The organism is Lentzea sp. JNUCC 0626 (assembly GCF_043632865.1).
Lineage (GTDB): Bacteria > Actinomycetota > Actinomycetes > Mycobacteriales > Pseudonocardiaceae > Lentzea.
Map to the genome: position 1 here is coordinate 3,683,876 of NZ_CP171635.1, position 15,870 is coordinate 3,699,745.

Annotated in this window: 16 protein-coding genes and 1 riboswitch; of the genes, 6 read left to right on the top strand and 10 right to left on the bottom strand. The window is 68.6% G+C overall.

The window, feature by feature from the left end; genetic code table 11:
• Positions 1-3: 3 nt before the first annotated feature.
• Entirely contained in the window at positions 4-825 is an 822-nt protein-coding gene (locus JNUCC0626_RS15525) for a siderophore-interacting protein (protein WP_394620458.1), read from the top strand.
• On the opposite strand, the gene JNUCC0626_RS15530 is transcribed toward JNUCC0626_RS15525, so the two are convergent.
• The 5 genes from JNUCC0626_RS15530 to JNUCC0626_RS15550 are packed head-to-tail and all read right to left on the bottom strand — an operon-like array spanning position 811 to position 5,458.
• On the bottom strand, positions 811-1,416 hold the full coding sequence (locus JNUCC0626_RS15530; protein ID WP_394620459.1) for a hypothetical protein: 606 nt from the start codon (positions 1,414-1,416) through the stop codon (positions 811-813). The genes JNUCC0626_RS15525 and JNUCC0626_RS15530 overlap by 15 nt on opposite strands.
• Positions 1,404-2,969 carry an amidohydrolase gene (locus tag JNUCC0626_RS15535; RefSeq protein WP_394620460.1) on the bottom strand — a complete coding sequence of 522 codons (1,566 nt, stop codon included), beginning with the start codon at positions 2,967-2,969 and terminating at the stop codon, positions 1,404-1,406. Before JNUCC0626_RS15535 ends, JNUCC0626_RS15530 begins: the two co-directional genes overlap by 13 nt.
• Positions 2,966-3,355 (bottom strand): acyl-CoA thioesterase, encoded by a 390-nt coding sequence (locus JNUCC0626_RS15540; RefSeq protein WP_394620461.1) that lies wholly within the window; start codon positions 3,353-3,355, stop codon positions 2,966-2,968. The genes JNUCC0626_RS15535 and JNUCC0626_RS15540 overlap by 4 nt, the downstream gene beginning before the upstream one ends.
• The gene (locus JNUCC0626_RS15545) at positions 3,352-4,728 is read right to left on the bottom strand and encodes an AMP-binding protein (RefSeq protein ID WP_394620462.1); all 1,377 of its coding nucleotides are present in this window, start codon (positions 4,726-4,728) and stop codon (positions 3,352-3,354) included. The genes JNUCC0626_RS15540 and JNUCC0626_RS15545 overlap by 4 nt, the downstream gene beginning before the upstream one ends.
• Positions 4,721-5,458 (bottom strand): enoyl-CoA hydratase/isomerase family protein, encoded by a 738-nt coding sequence (locus JNUCC0626_RS15550; protein WP_394620463.1) that lies wholly within the window; start codon positions 5,456-5,458, stop codon positions 4,721-4,723. The genes JNUCC0626_RS15545 and JNUCC0626_RS15550 overlap by 8 nt, the downstream gene beginning before the upstream one ends.
• A gap of 76 nt (positions 5,459-5,534) precedes the next feature.
• On the opposite strand from JNUCC0626_RS15550, the gene JNUCC0626_RS15555 reads away from it, so the two are divergent.
• From JNUCC0626_RS15555 to JNUCC0626_RS15565, 3 genes are all read left to right on the top strand, one after another.
• Complete coding sequence (locus JNUCC0626_RS15555; protein ID WP_394620464.1) at positions 5,535-6,104, top strand: TetR/AcrR family transcriptional regulator; 570 nt, start codon at positions 5,535-5,537, stop codon at positions 6,102-6,104.
• Positions 6,103-6,311: riboswitch (cobalamin riboswitch) on the top strand. (Overlaps the previous gene by 2 nt.)
• Positions 6,312-6,421: 110 nt before the next feature.
• The gene (gene metE / locus JNUCC0626_RS15560) at positions 6,422-8,647 is read left to right on the top strand and encodes a 5-methyltetrahydropteroyltriglutamate--homocysteine S-methyltransferase (protein ID WP_394620465.1); all 2,226 of its coding nucleotides are present in this window, start codon (positions 6,422-6,424) and stop codon (positions 8,645-8,647) included.
• 160 nt (positions 8,648-8,807) lie between these two features.
• On the top strand, positions 8,808-9,557 hold the full coding sequence (locus JNUCC0626_RS15565; RefSeq protein ID WP_394620466.1) for an NPP1 family protein: 750 nt from the start codon (positions 8,808-8,810) through the stop codon (positions 9,555-9,557).
• Positions 9,558-9,721: 164 nt separating this feature from the next.
• Here JNUCC0626_RS15565 and JNUCC0626_RS15570 read toward each other — a convergent pair whose 3' ends face one another.
• Entirely contained in the window at positions 9,722-10,393 is a 672-nt protein-coding gene (locus JNUCC0626_RS15570) for a TetR/AcrR family transcriptional regulator (protein WP_394620467.1), read from the bottom strand.
• 93 nt (positions 10,394-10,486) lie between these two features.
• Between JNUCC0626_RS15570 and JNUCC0626_RS15575 the strand changes: the two genes are divergently transcribed.
• Both JNUCC0626_RS15575 and JNUCC0626_RS15580 read left to right on the top strand, forming a co-directional pair.
• Positions 10,487-11,212 carry an SDR family oxidoreductase gene (locus JNUCC0626_RS15575; protein ID WP_394620468.1) on the top strand — a complete coding sequence of 242 codons (726 nt, stop codon included), beginning with the start codon at positions 10,487-10,489 and terminating at the stop codon, positions 11,210-11,212.
• A complete protein-coding gene (locus JNUCC0626_RS15580; RefSeq protein WP_394620469.1) occupies positions 11,212-12,084 on the top strand; it encodes an SDR family oxidoreductase in 873 nt (290 codons plus the stop codon). Before JNUCC0626_RS15575 ends, JNUCC0626_RS15580 begins: the two co-directional genes overlap by 1 nt.
• Here the strand turns inward: JNUCC0626_RS15580 and JNUCC0626_RS15585 are convergent.
• The 4 genes from JNUCC0626_RS15585 to JNUCC0626_RS15600 form a co-directional block, all read right to left on the bottom strand.
• Positions 12,081-12,800, bottom strand: coding sequence for a polysaccharide deacetylase family protein (locus tag JNUCC0626_RS15585; RefSeq protein WP_394620470.1), 720 nt, complete (start codon positions 12,798-12,800; stop codon positions 12,081-12,083). The genes JNUCC0626_RS15580 and JNUCC0626_RS15585 overlap by 4 nt on opposite strands.
• A gap of 928 nt (positions 12,801-13,728) precedes the next feature.
• A complete protein-coding gene (gene msrA, locus JNUCC0626_RS15590) occupies positions 13,729-14,226 on the bottom strand; it encodes a peptide-methionine (S)-S-oxide reductase MsrA (protein WP_394620471.1) in 498 nt (165 codons plus the stop codon).
• A gap of 25 nt (positions 14,227-14,251) precedes the next feature.
• The gene (locus JNUCC0626_RS15595; protein WP_394620472.1) at positions 14,252-15,391 is read right to left on the bottom strand and encodes an AI-2E family transporter; all 1,140 of its coding nucleotides are present in this window, start codon (positions 15,389-15,391) and stop codon (positions 14,252-14,254) included.
• A gap of 52 nt (positions 15,392-15,443) precedes the next feature.
• A complete protein-coding gene (locus JNUCC0626_RS15600; RefSeq protein ID WP_394620473.1) occupies positions 15,444-15,839 on the bottom strand; it encodes a nuclear transport factor 2 family protein in 396 nt (131 codons plus the stop codon).
• Between the last annotated feature and the right edge of the window lie 31 nt (positions 15,840-15,870).

Below are 15,870 nucleotides of genomic sequence, written 5' to 3' on the forward strand. Positions count from 1 at the left end.
CCCATGTCGCGCTACTCCGCCTTCGAGAGGTTCACCCTCAAGGCCGCCACCAAGGCCGCCGAGCTGGTGATGGCCCCCGCGAACCGCCGCGAGGTCTTCGACCAGTTCGTCATGACCGTCACCGCGGTCACCGAACTCAGCGACCACATGCGGCGGATCACGTTCCACGCACCGGAGTTCTCCTCGTTCGCGGTCACCGGCCCCGACGAGTACTTCGGCCTGCTGATGGCGTCCGGCCGCGACCTCGTGATGCCACCCGACGACCGCATCAACGTCCGCACCTCCCTGCGCGCCATGCCGGAGGAGACCCGCCCCGACCTGCGTTGGTACACGGTCCGAGCGCACCGCCCCGCCGCGGCAGAGATCGACGTGGACTTCGTGGTGCACGGCGACGCCGGCCCCGGGACTCGCTGGGCGCGCCGCGCGATCGCCGGCGACCAGGCCGGGTTCCGCGCGGGTGGCTCGGCCTACCGCCCGCCCACCGACGGCTCGGTGCTGCTCGCGGCGGACGAGACGGCGTTGCCCGCGCTCGCCGCGATCCTGGAGGTGGAGACGCGGCCGTTGCACGTGTTCGTCGAGGTGCCGGACGAGTCCTTCTGCGTCGACCTGGAGGCGGAGTGGGTGTTCCGCGGCGACGGCGAGCCGGGTTCCGCCGTGCTGAAGGCGATCCAGGGGACGACGCTGTCCACTGTGGAGTACGCGTGGGCGTGCGGGGAGTCGGCGCTCGCGACCGGGGTGCGGCGGCACCTCGTGAAGGACCGCGGGGTGGACCGGAAGGCGATCATGTTCAGCGGGTACTGGAAGGTCGGGTCAGCGCGCGAGTGACACGCCGCTGAGCCGCAACGTCCGTTCCACCACCGGGTCCGAAGGCGCCACCCCGTAGCGGTGTTCGTAGACCGCGACCACGATCCGTTCGAGGTCGTCGGACGCCGCCGGGGTCTGCTCGACGTAGTCCGCGGCCATCAGCAGCATCGGGTAGCCGGCGCTGCCCTGCGGTGGCAGGTAGCCGTTGACCGGCAGCAGCACGGCGCCGAGGCGGCGGTAGAACTCGATGCGACGGCGCCGGATCCGTTCCTCGGCCTGGTCGATGCCGTGCTGGGCCGGGTCTTCGACGTCGTAGACGATGCGGGTGTGACCGGCGCCGGTCATGGCGGTGCGCAGGTGGGTCCAGAGGTGTTCGCCCAGTCCTCTGCCCTTCTCCCCCACGGTGAAGTAGCGCAGGTAGACCCAGCCGGTGTCGCCCAGCACGCGCAGGACGGCCAGCCCCAGCGGTTTGTCGTCCATCAGCACCAGGGCGGTGTCGGCCAGGAGGTTGTCGAAGGACGCGCGCAGGTGCGGTTCGAAGCCGTCGAAGTAGATCTGTTCGACGGCCGTCAGTTCGGCCGGTGTCAGGGTCGACGCGGCTACGAGCTCCATCGGAACTGTCCCCCCACCATCGTGCGCAGCACTCGGATGTCCTTGATGCGGTCTGTCGTCGCCGGATTGCCGGAGAGGACGACGAGGTCGGCGAGTTTGCCCACCGACAACGATCCTTTCAGGTGTTCCTGCTTCGAGGCGTAGGCGGAGCCGTAGGTGAAGGCGCGCAACGCTTCCAGGCCCGTGACGGCTTCGGACGCGGTGAACTCGGCACCGGACGACGTCAGTTGGTTGACCATGTCGTGCATGCCCAGCAACGGGGCGCCACTCACCACCGGGCGGTCGGAGCTACCCGGGACGATCAGGCCCGCGTCGAGCAGTGAGCGCTGGCGGTACGCCCACGCCGAACGTTCGGGACCCAGTGCGCGCAGCATGCCGTCGCCGATCTCGTTGACGAAACGGCCCTGGGGCACGGGGATCACGCCCAGCCGCGAGGCCCGCGAGACCTGGTCGGGGCGGGAGACGCCGAAGTGTTCGATGCGGTGGCGGGGGTCGGAGCGCGGGGCCAAGCGCTGGGCTTCCTCGTAGGCGTCGAGGACCAGGTCGATGGCGGCGTCGCCGATGGCGTGGGTGGCCACCCTCCAGCCCGCGCGGTGAGCGGCGATGATCCGGGACCGCAACGCCTCCGCGTCGTCCTGGAGGTAGCCCTGGTTGCCCGGGGTGTCGGCGAAGTCGTGGCACATCGCGGCGGTGTGGCCGATCAGGGAGCCGTCGGAGAAGATCTTGGTGGGGCCGATGCGCAGCCAGTCGTCGCCGAAGCCGGTGCGCAGGCCCAGGTCCAGGCCGAGGCCGAGTTCGACCACCTCGTGCAACGCGTCGGCGGCGATCATGAGCTCGACCCGGACGTGCAGGTTGCCCTGATCGCGGGCCCGGTGGTACGCCTCGAGTTCGACCGGGGACTTGCCGATCCAGCCGCCGCCGATGCCCGCCTCGACGCAGCTGGTGATGCCCTCGCTCAGGTACACGCGGCCCGCTCGGTCGATCGCGTCGACCAGCGTGTCGATCGGGTAGGGCAGCACCAGCGGGTTGACCAGTTGCTGGGCCTGTTCCTGCAACAACCCGGTGGGACGGCCGGCACCATCCGTGACCACCAGGCCACCGGACACCTCCACGGCGGAGTCCGCCAGCCCCAACGCTTCCAGGACCGGGGTGTTGACCACGCACATGTGTCCGGACGTGTGCTTGATCCACACCTTGCGGCCGCGCGCCACGCGGTCGAGGCCGTCACGGGTCGGGTGGCCGCCGCACTTGTTCTGGTCGTAGCCGAAGCCGACGACCCACTCGCCGCCGGGCGCGGCCTCCACCGCCGCGTACAGGGCGTCCAGGCTCGTGACGCGGCAGTCCACTTCGGACAGTGTGAGGCCGAACCACGCCATGTGGTTGTGGGCGTCGTGGAACCCCGGGGTGACCACCGCGCCACCCAGGTCGACGACCTCGTGGGCCGGTACTTCTTCCAGGGCCACGATCCGGTCGCCCAGCACGGCCAGCGCGGAGGCCGGACCGTCCAGCGTCACGAACTCGGCGTTGGTGAGCAGCAGGTCTGCCTTGATCATGAGAGCCCTTCGAAGGCCATGCGGTACCACTCGCTCCAGGGCGCGGGACGGCCGTCGGCGCCCACCTTGACGATCACGCGGTAGCCGGAGGCGTACCGGCCGCAGCGGAAGCCGTAGCGGGCGCTGGTGGTGCCGATGCGGTCGGCGGTGATCTCGACCGGTAAGACGCCGGGTGCGGTGAAGGCCGCGTTGAACTCGATGTGCAGTTCCTTCACCACGTAGTTCAGGTCCGGGTCGCGGTCGGCGTAGGTGGACCAGCCGAAGCCCATCGACTCGAACAGGGCGGATTGGGCGCGTTCGACGTGCAGGGCGAAGCGCGAGTTGTGCAGTGTGCCGTTCAGGTCGAGCTCGTCGAAGTAGACAGGGCTCTCGAAGTGGAAGCTCACCGCAGCTGCTCCTTGGCGACGCGTTCGGACGGGGTGCGCGGTAGATCTTCGCGGAACTCCCAGAAACGCGGAACCTTGAACGACGCCAGCCTTTCCGCGCAGTACTCGGCGAGCTCCTGATCAGTGACTTCGCCGACCACGAACGCTTTGACCTCCTCACCGCGAATGTCGTCCGGCACGCCGATCACGGCCGCGAGGCGCACCGCGGGGTGCGACATCAGCACTTCCTCGACCTCGTGCGCCGCCACGTTCTCGCCGCCGCGCCGGATCATGTCCTTGCTGCGCCCGAGGTGGTAGACGCGGCCGTCCTCCATCCGGGCGAGGTCGCCGGTGCGGAACCAGCCGTCGTGAAACGGCGAGGGCAGGCCGAGGTAGCCGTCCATCATTCCCGGGCCGCGCAACCACAACTCGCCGTCGACGATCTTCGCCTCGCGGTGCGGGGCGGGCAGGCCGAGGCAGCCGGTGCCGACGAACCTGTCGTGGTCTTCCCGGGTGATCCGCAGGTCGGCACCGGTCTCGGTCATGCCGAACGCCTCGAACCAGCCGACGCCCCACCGCTTTTCCAACTCGGCGTGCGACGCGGGCGGAATCGCGGAAGCCTGCACGATCCGAACGGAATGCTGGCGGTCCAACGGATCGGGAGGCATGCGCAGCAGCAACGTCGGCATCGCGCCGAGGCAGTAGAAGTACGTGACGCCGTGCTCGCGCACCTTCGCCCAGAACGACGACGGGTGGAAGCCGTCCAGCACGACGAGATGCGCGCCCGCCAGCATCGCCGCGACGACGTTCCATTGTGGATCGATGTAGTGGAACGGTTGCGCGGTGAGCATCACGTCATCGGACGTCAGGTGCGGGAAGTGCTCGACCAGGCTGCCGCCGAGAGTCATCCAGTACGAATGCGAGAGCACGCAGGCCTTCGGCTTCCCGGTGGTGCCCGAGGTGAACTGGAGGCTGACCGGCGCGGACACCGGCCCCTGCACGAACCCCTCGACGGGCTCCAGCTCCTCGACGTAGTGCACCAACTCTGCGGCGAGCAACGGCCGGAACTCCTCGGTGCTCACCACCGCCGCCACCTCGGCCGTCCGCAGCACGTGCCCCGCGTCGGCCGAGCGGTACCTGACGTTCAGCGGCACCGCCGTGGCCCCGAGCTTGACCAGCGCGAACCAGATCAGCGGGAACTCCGGCACGTTGCGGAGCATGATCGCGACCCGGTCCCCGGAGCTAATCCCCCTGTCCCGCAACGCCTGCGCGTACCCGTCGGACAGGCCGTCGATCTCGGCGAACGTGAACGAGCCGCCCGGATCGAACGTCCACGCGACCTTGTCCGGCCACCTCAGCACGGCCGTGCGCAGCGCCGACAGAAGGTCAGCCACGGCCGAACTCCTCGCGCGGCGCCTCGTTCTCCCCGGACAGGCTGGTCAGGATCGCGTGATCGACCTCGGTGGCCAGCGCGGCCTCCATCGACGCATCGGCACCGAGGTCCAGCACCCGCTTGGCCAGCGACACCGCGACCGGCGGGCGGGAGGCCAGTTCGGCAGCCAACTCCAGCGCCGTCTTCTCGTGATCGGACGTGACCCGGTTGACCAGCCCCCACTCGTAGGCGCGCGCCGCCGAAACCCGTTCTCCCAGCAGCAGAAGCTCCTTGGCGCGCGGCAGCCCGACCATCCGCGGCAACAGGGCGGAGATGCCGCCGGTCACGCTCAACCCCACGCTCACCTCGGGGAACCCGAACTGCGCGTCCTCGTGCGCGACCACCAGATCGCAGCCCAGCGCAAACTCGCAGCCTGCCCCGAGCGCGTACCCGTGCACCGCCGCGATCACGACCCCGGGGAAGTCCCGCACGGCCCGCGTCACGTCCTGGATGCGTTCCAGTCGCGCCCGCGTCTCCAGCACGGTCTCGACCGGCACCGGCTCCTTGAGGTCGTGGCCGGCGCAGAACGCCCGCCCACGCCCCGCCAGCACGGCGACACGGGCCTCCGAACGCGCCCGCTCGAACGCCGCCAGCAGGTCGTCCACCAGGGCCGGGACCACGGCGTTCAGCCGTTCCGGACGGTTCAGGCGCAGCACGGCCACACCCTCGTGGCACGCGTAGTCGACGGTCATCGCTCCCCTTCGATCGATCGATCGATTGGGCCTGACGCTAGAGTGAGCACGAACAGCCGGTCAAGAGGAGGCAGCGATGACGACGGAGGAACGGGTCCGCGAGGCCGCCGTGCGGTTGTTCGCCGAACGCGGCTTCCACGGCACCGGCATCCGCGACCTCGCGCAGGCCGCCGGGCTCTCGTCCGCGACGCTCTACCACTACATGGGTACGAAGGAAGACCTGCTGGTCAGCATCATGCGCACCAGCCTCACCGAGCTGATCACCCAGGCCGAGGCCATCGCCGCACGAGCAGCGAACGAGACGGACCGGCTCGTCGCGCTGGTCGAGATGCACGTCCAGGCGCACGCCGAGAAGCCGCGCGAGACCGCGGTCGTCGACGGCGAGATGCGGGCGCTGACGGGCGATCGGCGCGCGGAGATCGTGGCGTTGCGCGACCGCTACGAGCAGATCTGGCAGGACGCGATCGTCGACGGCGTCCAGGCCGGACGGCTGAACGTCACCGAACCGAGCGTCGCGCGGCTCGCGTTGCTGGAGATGTGCAGCGGGGTGTCGCGGTGGTACTCGCCGGACGGGCCGCTGAAGTTGACCGATCTCACCATCCAGTACGGCGCCATGGCGCTGGGCATGCTCGGCGCGGCCCGCTAGTCTCGATCACGCCAGCGGTTCACCTGGGCTCGTTCCGGGTGGAGCAAAAGGGAACCCGGTGCGAATCCGGGACTGCCCCGCAGCGGTGAGTGGGAACGAAAGCCGTCAAGAAAGCACTGGGTCTCCACGAGACCTGGGAAGCGACGGCCGGTAGGCGAACGCACGGCGCCCACGAGTCCGAAGACCTGCCGCAGGTGCGCGCACCGACCGGTGCGCGCTGCTCCGGAGCCTCTCGGGCGGGCTGACGGGCAGGCTTCGTGCTGCCTCGCGCTTTCCGGGAGTTCCGGTGCTTCCGCACGCTCGCGAGGAGAGAGCCTGTGACCATCGGCAGCACCGTGTTCGGCTACCCCCGGATCGGCCCGAAGCGCGAACTGAAGCGCGCCGTTGAGCAGTACTGGGCGGGCAGGATCGACGAAGCCGCCCTCCAGCAGACCGCCCGGCAACTCCGCGCCGGCACCTGGGCCGAACTGTCCGAACTGGACTCGATCCCGTCGAACACGTTCTCGTTCTACGACCAGGTGCTCGACACCACCCAGCTGTTCGGCGCCGTCCCGCAACGCTTCCGCGACCTCGGACTGTCCGAACTGGACACCTACTTCGCCGCCGCACGAGGCCGTGACGGCGCCGCCGCCCTCGAACTGACCAAGTGGTTCGACACCAACTACCACTACCTGGTGCCGGAACTGGGCCCGGACACCGAGTTCCGGCTGGCGGGCGACAAGCCGATCGCCGAGTACCGCGAGGCGCTCGACCTCGGCGTCACGACCAGGCCGGTGCTGCTCGGCCCGGTCACCTACCTGCTGCTGGCCAAGAGCACGGTCCCCGGCTTCGAGCCGATCGCGTTGCTCGACAACCTGGTCGAGGCCTACGTCGAACTGCTCGGCAGGCTGCGCGTCGAGGGCGTCGAGTGGGTGCAGATCGACGAACCGGCGTTCGCCGCCGACCGCTCCCCCGCCGAACTGGACGCCCTGCGGCGTGCCTACCGGACGTTGGGTGGCCTGCCCGGACGGCCGAAGCTGCTCGTCACCGGCTACTACGGCGACCTCGGCGAGGCGTTCGGAGTCCTCGCCGAGTCGCAGGTCGAGGCGATCGGCGTCGACCTCGTCAGCGCGCCGGACACGTCGGTCACGATCCCCGCGATGCGCGACAAGATCCTCGTCGCGGGCCTGGTCGACGGCCGCAACGTCTGGCGCACCGACCTGCACGCCGCCCTCGCGAAAGCCGCGTCGCTGCTGGGTTCCGCGCGCGAAGTCGTCGTCTCGTCGTCGTCAACGCTGCTGCACGTGCCGTACGACCTCGACGCCGAGACGCTCGCCCCGGACGTGCAGGCGCGGCTGGCGTTCGCCCGGCAGAAGGTCCGCGAGATCGTGGTGCTGGGCAACGCTTTGCGCACCGGCGCCGACGGAGCGTGGGCCGACGAGGCGACGCGCGACCTGCCGAGCCCGCGCCGGGACGACCACGTCCGGGCGCGCATCGAGGCACTCAAGCCCGAGCACCGCACCCGCGCGCCGTACCAGGAACGTGCTGCCGCCCAACAGGAACGCCTCGGCCTGCCGCCACTCGCGACCACGACGATCGGCTCGTTCCCGCAGACCGGCGACATCCGCAAGGCCCGCGCCGCCGTCCGCAGGGCCGAGATCACCGAGGACGAGTACGGGCAGCGGATGCGGGACGAGATCGCGCGCGTGATCGACCTGCAGGAGAGCATCGGCCTGGACGTGCTGGTGCACGGCGAACCCGAGCGCAACGACATGGTCCAGTACTTCGCCGAACACCTCGAAGGCTTCGCCGGCACGGAGTTCGGGTGGGTGCAGTCCTACGGGTCGCGGTGCGTGCGGCCGCCGATCATCCACGGCGACGTCTCGCGCCCGGCCCCGATGACGGTCGCGTGGAGCACCTACGCGCAGTCGCTCACGGCCAAGCCGGTCAAGGGCATGCTGACCGGGCCGGTCACGATCCTCGCGTGGTCGTTCGTGCGCGACGACCAGCCGCTCGCCGACACCGCGGCCCAGGTGGCGCTGGCGTTGCGGGACGAGATCCGCGACCTGGAGGCCGCCGGGATCGGCATCATCCAGGTCGACGAACCGGCGTTGCGCGAGCTGCTTCCATTGCGGGAGAAGGACCAGGCGGCCTACCTGGAGTGGTCGGTCGGCGCGTTCCGGCTCGCCACCTCGGGCGCGACGACGGGCACGCAGGTCCACACGCACCTGTGCTACTCGGAGTTCGGCGAGGTGATCGGCGCGATCTCCGACCTCGACGCCGACGTCACGACGATCGAGGCGGCCCGGTCCAAGATGGAGATCCTGGAGGGCCTGGACTTCCCGCGCGGCATCGGTCCCGGCGTCTACGACATCCACTCGCCGCTGGTGCCGACCGAGGACGACGTCGTCGCGCTGATCACCGAGGCGGTGCGGGCGGTGCCAGGTGAACGTTTGTGGATCAACCCCGACTGCGGCCTGAAGACGCGCGGTTACGCCGAAGTGGAGCCCGCGTTGCGCAACCTGGTCGCGGCGGCCAACCGGGTGCGCGCCGACCTGCGGTAACGCGGTGAGCAGCCCTGGGACGTGATCGATTCCGTTCCAGGGCTGTGAATTTCCCGGTACGGCAAAGATTTGGCGAAGCACCTAGACGTGAAGGCGGTTCATATACCACCGTCTGCCTCGCAAGCCTCTTTAGTTACCCCTGCATCCCCGGAGGCCTCTGTTGAGGAAGAAGTTCCTGTCCGCGCTCGCCGGCGCCCTGCTGCTGACAGCACTGGTCCCCGGTGTCGCGTTCGCCGCCCCGCCCCAGGCCATCCCCGCCAACTACGAGGAGGCCGACGGCAAGTGGCAGCCGGCGTTCGACTACGACGGCGACGGCTGCTACCCCACGCCGGCGATCTCGCCCAACGGTGACATCGCGCCCGGCCTGAAGAACTCGGGCCAGCTCTACGGCGACTGCCACGACAGGGCAGACCTGGACAACACCAACTCGTACAGCCGTTCCAAGTGCAACAACGGCTGGTGCGCCTACCTGTACGACCTGTACTTCGAGAAGGACCAGGCCGTTCCGTTCCTGGACTGCTGCGGCCACCGCCACGACATCGAGCACGTGGTCGTGTGGGTGCAGAACGACGTGGCGCAGTACGTGGCGACGTCGGAGCACGGCAAGTACAAGGTGCACCCGCGCGCGAACGTGCAGTGGGAAGGCACCCACCCGAAGATCATCTACCACAAGGACGGCGCCAGCACGCACTGCTTCCGGCTCGCGAACTACAACGAGCAGGCGGAGAACCACTACGGGGTCTACCAGTACCCCGACCTGGTCAGCTGGGATCGCTTCCCGGCCGGGGTGCGCGACAAGCTCGTGAACGCGAACTTCGGCAGCGCGTCCCTGGCGATCAAGGACAGCGCGTTCAACTACAACCTGAGCATCTCGAAGCCGGCGGGCATCCCGTTCGACCCGAACGCTTAGTGCCGCGTCAGTCAGCCTTTGCCCCGGATTCGGCGTTCAGACGGTCGCATCGTGGTGCCGGCCCCGCGTCCCTGTACTGGTTGTACCGGGGCGCGGGGCCGGTGCCGCGAGGCGGCCTGCTGAGCGTCGAAAACGCGGCGAAGGCTGGCTGACGCGACACCAGGTCATTTCGCAACCCGGTCGAGCCACTCGGCCAAGAGGACCCGCTCCGCTGGCGACAGCATCTGGGGCGGGTCCTCCTGCATCGCCGTCCGCAACGCGATCGCCCGGCTCGGGATGTCCGTCGACTCCTCCGGCGCGGCGTCCGTCGTGATCGCCCCGATCACCTTCTCCTGCGTGAACGCGATCAGGCTCAGGTCCCGTTCCGCCTCCGGCGTCGCGATCAGCGCCAGCACGACCCCCATGCCGGCCGCGTGCACGAACTGCGCCGCCTGCTCGACGGGGACCGCCAACCGGCCCGCCGACGCGATGCGGCTGATGATCTCGCGCAGCATCGCGTCCGCCTCCAGTCGCGCCTCGCGCTTGCGCGGCTCCCCGTACATCAGCAGGTAGAACGCCGGCATCGCGAGACCGAAGCCGATGTGCAGTTCCATGCCCCGCTTCAGGTCGCCCACCGGGTCGCCGGTGGCCCCCATCGCGTGCTTCGACGCCAGGTAGTCGGCGAACCCGTAGCCCGCCACCGCGTCGAGCAGCCCGTCCTTGTCACCGAACAGCCGGTACAGCGTGGGCGCCTGCACCCCTGCCGCGGCCGCCACGGCGCGCGTGGAGACCGCTTCCTTGCCACCCTCGATCAGCAGGTCGGCCGCGGCCTTCACCAGACGCTCTCTCGTGTCCATGTAACGACGATAACACATCAGCAGTAGCGCTGATTCGATATCAGTGCTACTGTTCGACCCATAACACCGGAAACACCAGCTAGGAGCTTTGACATGACTCGCGTTGCGATCGTCACCGGCGGTTCCAGGGGCATCGGGCGGGCAGCCGCCGAGCGCCTCGCCGCCGACGGACAGGCCGTCGTCATCGTCTACGCCGGCAACAAGACCGCCGCCGACGAGGTCGTCGAGGGCATCAGGGCAAACGGTGGCCAGGCCGTCGCCCAGCAGGGTGACGTCGGCGACGAGGACGCCATGGCCGCCGCGTTCCAGCTCGCCGAGGACACCTTCGGCGGCGTGGACGTCGTCGTGAACTCGGCCGGCATCATGCCGCTCGGCACCGTCGCGGACATGGACCTCGACACGTTCGACAAGATCATGCGCACCAACGCCCGCGGCACGTTCATCATCGGCCAGCAGGCGGCCCGCCGGCTCCGCAACGGCGGCGCGATCATCAACATCTCGTCGTCGGTCGTGGGCCTGCGCTTCCCGCAGTACGGCGCCTACGCGATGTCGAAGGGCGGCGTCGAAGCGCTCACCCTGATCCTCGCCCGCGAACTGCGCGGCCGCGACATCACCGTGAACACCGTCGCCCCCGGCCCCACGGCCACCGACCTGTTCCTGAACGGCAAGGACCAGGCCACGATCGACACCCTCGCGAAGCAGCCGCCGCTCGAGCGCCTCGGCCAGGGCGACGACATCGCCGAGGTCATCTCCTTCCTGGCCGGCCCGGCCCGCTGGGTCAACGGCCAGACCATTCGTGCGAACGGAGGCATCATCTGATGGGCAAGGTCATCGTCGTAACGGGAGCGTCCAGCGGCTTCGGAGCACTGGCGGTCCGCAAACTGGCCCTGGCGGGCCACACCGTCTACGCGGGCATGCGCGACACCAAGGGCCGCAACGCCACCGCGGTCACCGACCTCAAGACGTTCGGCACGGACAACAAAGCCGACGTGCACGCCGTAGAACTCGACGTCCAGTCCCAGGAGTCCGCCGACGCGGCCATCGGCACGATCATCCTCGAACAGGGCAAGCTCGACGTGGTGATCCACAACGCGGGCCACATGGTCACCGGCCCGGCCGAGGCCTTCACCCCGGAGCAGTACGCCGACCTCTACGACGTCAACGTCCTGGGCACCCAACGAGTCAACCGCGCGGCCCTCCCCCACCTCCGCGGCCAACACGCGGGCCACGTCGTCTGGGTGGGCTCCAGCTCAACGCGCGGCGGCACTCCTCCTTACCTGGCCCCGTACTTCGCGGCCAAGGCAGCCATGGACGCCGTGGCCGTCTCCTACCGAGCCGAACTCCTGAGGTTCGGCATCGAGACCACCATCGTCGTCCCCGGCGCCTTCACCCACGGCACCAACCACTTCGCGCACAGCGGCACCCCGGCGGACACCTCAAGGGCAGCCGAGTACGAGGAGTTCTACCCAGGCCTCATGGACCAGGTAGGAGGCCGCCTGGCCGAACTGGAGCCGTCGTGGGCAGACGTAGGCGCAGTGGCCGACGCCATCGTGAACGTCGTCAACGCCACCAAGCCCCCGTTCCGAGTGCACGTCGACCCGTCCGAGGACGGCGCGGAAGTCGTCAACGCGGTGGCCGACCGAGTCCGCAGCGAGTTCCTGCGCCGAGTGGAACTGGCCGACCTGATCTAACGCCCGGCAAGGAGCGCGGACACCGTCAAGAACCGGTACCCGCGCTCCTTAAGGCCAACGATGACCGGCTTGAGGGCCTGCCGAGTCTGCTCCCGCGCCCCGTACATGGGGTGCAGCAGGATGATCGACCCGGGCTTCACCTCGCGCAGCGTCTGCTGTGCGATCTCCTGAGCACTCGGCGACCCCGCGGAGTCCGGCTCCACGTCCCACATGACCGTCGTCCGGTCGTGCTTCTCCAAATACCGCGGCAACTCGAACAACTTCTTGCCGTTGGGCGGCCTGAAGTGGATGTCTCCGCTGTACCCGGTCTTCCGAATCTCCGCGTCGGTGTCCTCGACCTCGCGCGCCACCGTCTCCGCACTCACCCCGATCATGCGCTGGTGGTTGTAAGTGTGGTTGCCGATCTCGTGCCCCGCCTCAGCGATCTTCTTCCCGAGCTCGGGATGCGCAGCCAGGTCGCGACCCATCAGGAAGAACGTCGCCGGAATCTCCTCCGCCTCCAACAGGTCCAGGACCTGCTCGGCACCGGCGGGGTCGGGCCCGTCGTCAAAGGTGAGCGCCACGATCTTGTCGTTCGTCTCGACCCGATCGACCAGGTTGCCGAAGAACTGGTAGGTGCGGGAGCTGCCGATGTTCCACAGGGACGCTGCGGCGCCCACCACTAAGGCGAGGCTAACCGCCACGATGATCGTTGGCTTGCGGCGCAACCACTTCATGCGCTCACTATGACCACAGTGGATTTCCCGGTACGCACCGCCCCAGCCAGGCAGGCAGCAGACGTGCATGGGCGCACGCACCCGCAGTCGCGAACGCAAGCCGACCACCGTCTTGGCCCGGCGCGAGCACGCAACCGGACAGCCGCAAACGCAGGCCAACCACCTACGAGGCCTGGTGCGCGAAGCCGAAGGCGAGCCCGAACGGGCTGATGCCAGGTTGAGAGCCGGTTACGCCGTTCTTGGCGATTGGGGCTTGACCTTGAGGGGCTGGATGCCAACCTGTCCGGTCCGGCCGGGGAGCTTCTATCCCCGGCTTTTGAGGCCGCGAATGCATCCAGCTAGAGGCTCAAGGTCAAGCCCCAATCGCAACCCACTTCAAACGTCACTGCCTGATGGACCACCCTCGCAACCGCAGCCCAACCAACAAAACGCAACCAACCCCCGCCCCAACAGGAACCGGCCTACGCAACCAGACCCGCAGGCCCAACCCTCAACACCCCGGAATCCAGCGGCACACACCGAATCCCTCCACGCCCCCGCAACCCCTTGAACGCCCCAGGCGCGATCACGACATCCATCCACGCACAGGGATGAGCCGCCCGCCCAACCTCAAACCGCACCGGCCCGTCCCCAGAATCCAAACTGAACACGGCCCCACGCTCCAACGAGTCCACATCAAACCCGCGAACAACCACATTCCGCCGAGCCAAAAGCGGATCCACACCCCAAGGCTCAACAGACTCAGCCGAGATGAACGTAACCGCAGCATTCCGATGAGCAGCCTGGTTGAAGTACCGATCCCCCACGATCCCCAACCGAGCCCGAACCTCAACGCAGTCCCGGGAACCACCCCCAGAACCGGCTCGAGGGCCGTCCACCGGACGACCCTCGAACGCATGCACCTCAGAAGCCAGCAACCCGACGATCTCTACCTCTCGCCGAGCTGCCATTCCGGCCTCACGTAGTGGCAGGTGTACCCGTTGGGGTACCGCTCCAGATAATCCTGGTGCTCCGGCTCGGCCTCCCAGAAGTCACCCTCCTGCACAACCTCGGTGACAACCTTCCCAGGCCACTTCCCGGAAGCGTCGACAGCAGCGATCGTCTCCTCGGCCACCTTCTTCTGCGCGTCGTCCACGTAGAAGATCGCCGACCGGTAGCTGGCCCCGATGTCGTTGCCCTGCCGGTTGCGAGTCGACGGGTCGTGGATCTGGAAGAAGAATCCCAGGATCTGCCCGTAGCTGAGCTGGGCCGGGTCGAACACGATCTCGATCGCCTCGGCGTGGTTGCCGTGGTTGCGGTAGGTCGCGTTAGGCGTGCTGGAGTCGCCGGTGTAACCGACGCGGGTGGAGACGACGCCGGGGTGGCGGCGGAACAGGTCCTGCATGCCCCAGAAACAGCCGCCCGCGAGAACTGCCTTCTCCGTCACAGTGTCACTCCCTCTTCTCAGGTCTTCACTCAGGAGAACGTTCGGTCTCCCCCGGTTCATCCCCGTCAGGTTGTGACGTAACTATTACGGAGCGGGCTTCGATCACTTCGCCCAGGTAGCGCATCACCACAGCCACCGCCGCGGCCACCGGAACCGAGAAGAACGCCCCCGCGATGCCGTACAGAGAGGTACCCGCGGTGACGACCAGCAACACCACGGCGGCGTGCAGGCGCAGGCTGCGGGACTGCAGGATGGGCTGCAGGACGTTGCCCTCGACCTGCTGCACCACGATGACGATCACCAGCATGATGATGGCCGTGGTCAGGCCGTTGCTCACCAGCGCCACGAGCACCGCCAACGCACCCGCGATGAACGCACCGATGATCGGGATGAAGCCGCCGAGGAACGTCAGCGCGGCCAACGGCACCGCCAGCGGCACGCCGAGGATGAGCAGACCGGCGCCGATGAAGACGGCGTCGATCAACGAGACGATCGCCTGACTGCGGATGAAGCTGCCGAGCGTGACCCAGATGCGCTCCAGCACGGTGGTGACGTGCCCGCCCGCGCGCTCGCCGATCAGGCCGCGCAGCCACGGCGTGAAGCGCACGCCGTCCTTCACGAAGAAGAACGCCAGCAGCAGCGCCACCAGGCCGGTCACCACGCCGGACGTGACGGCACCGGCGCCGGTCAGCAGGCCGCCCGCGATGGAGCCGATGCTCGACTTGATCTGGTCGACGCCCTGCGAGATGAGCCGGTCGAGGTCGCTGCCCTTCAGGTTGAACGGCGGCCCGGAGGCCCAGTCCTGCAGCTGCGTGACGGCCTTCTGCGCGCTCTGCGCGATCTCCGGCACACCGGAGGCGATCGACGACGAGATCGCCGCGATCACGCCGCCCAGCACACCGAGGCCGACGATCAGCACGATCGTGGCCGCCAGCGCCGAGTTGAGGCCCTTCGACATCATCCACCGCGCCGGAGGCCACAGCACGGTGGTGATCAGCAGGCCGAGCAGCACGGGCATGACGACCACCCACAGCTGCCCGACCAGCCAGAAGACCATCCAGAAGCCGAGGGCGGCCAGTGCCGCCCGCAGACTCCACCGGGCGAGCCAGCTCACGCCGTGCCCGATGGCCTCACCCTTGTCCGCCCACCTGCGATCCCGTTCCACGACGCACAGTGTGTCGTGATCTAGCCCGTTCGGGTGGCGAGACGCGCCGAATTCATCCCTGACCCCAGAACGCGTCCTCCTCGGCGGGGTCGGCGGTGAACAGCCACACCTCGACGACCTTGCCGTCGGCGACGCGCATCAGGTCGACGCCGACGCCGTCCATCTCGGCGCCGGACCGCTTGGCCGTCCAGTGCACCGGCGCGGCCACGGTGTCGCCGTTGAGCATCAGCGGAGCGTTGCGCTTCAACGAGAAGGTGCCCTCGGACACCTCCATCATCCCGCCGATCATGGCGCCGACGGCGGCACTGCTGCGGTGGACACCCGAGAACCGGTTGTCGCCGGGCTGGTGCCACACGACGTCGTCGGCGAACTGGGCGGCGACGGTGGCGAAGTCACCGGACTCGAGCGCCTCGAAGTAGGTGGTGACGACGGCGAGCGGGGTGGTCATGGGGTTTCTCCAATTCGTTGGGGTTGCCCTA

What these genes read in the sequence shown, in the direction of transcription:
- JNUCC0626_RS15535 (WP_394620460.1), bottom strand. Translation starts at nt 2,969, where the DNA reads ATGATCAAGGCAGACCTGCTGCTCACCAACGCCGAGTTCGTGACGCTG.
- JNUCC0626_RS15600 (WP_394620473.1), bottom strand. Translation starts at nt 15,839, where the DNA reads ATGACCACCCCGCTCGCCGTCGTCACCACCTACTTCGAGGCGCTCGAG.
- JNUCC0626_RS15580 (WP_394620469.1), top strand. Translation starts at nt 11,212, where the DNA reads ATGGGCAAGGTCATCGTCGTAACGGGAGCGTCCAGCGGCTTCGGAGCA.
- JNUCC0626_RS15525 (WP_394620458.1), top strand. Translation starts at nt 4, where the DNA reads ATGTCGCGCTACTCCGCCTTCGAGAGGTTCACCCTCAAGGCCGCCACC.
- JNUCC0626_RS15570 (WP_394620467.1), bottom strand. Translation starts at nt 10,393, where the DNA reads ATGGACACGAGAGAGCGTCTGGTGAAGGCCGCGGCCGACCTGCTGATC.
- JNUCC0626_RS15585 (WP_394620470.1), bottom strand. Translation starts at nt 12,800, where the DNA reads ATGAAGTGGTTGCGCCGCAAGCCAACGATCATCGTGGCGGTTAGCCTC.
- JNUCC0626_RS15550 (WP_394620463.1), bottom strand. Translation starts at nt 5,458, where the DNA reads ATGACCGTCGACTACGCGTGCCACGAGGGTGTGGCCGTGCTGCGCCTG.
- JNUCC0626_RS15575 (WP_394620468.1), top strand. Translation starts at nt 10,487, where the DNA reads ATGACTCGCGTTGCGATCGTCACCGGCGGTTCCAGGGGCATCGGGCGG.
- JNUCC0626_RS15555 (WP_394620464.1), top strand. Translation starts at nt 5,535, where the DNA reads ATGACGACGGAGGAACGGGTCCGCGAGGCCGCCGTGCGGTTGTTCGCC.
- JNUCC0626_RS15530 (WP_394620459.1), bottom strand. Translation starts at nt 1,416, where the DNA reads ATGGAGCTCGTAGCCGCGTCGACCCTGACACCGGCCGAACTGACGGCC.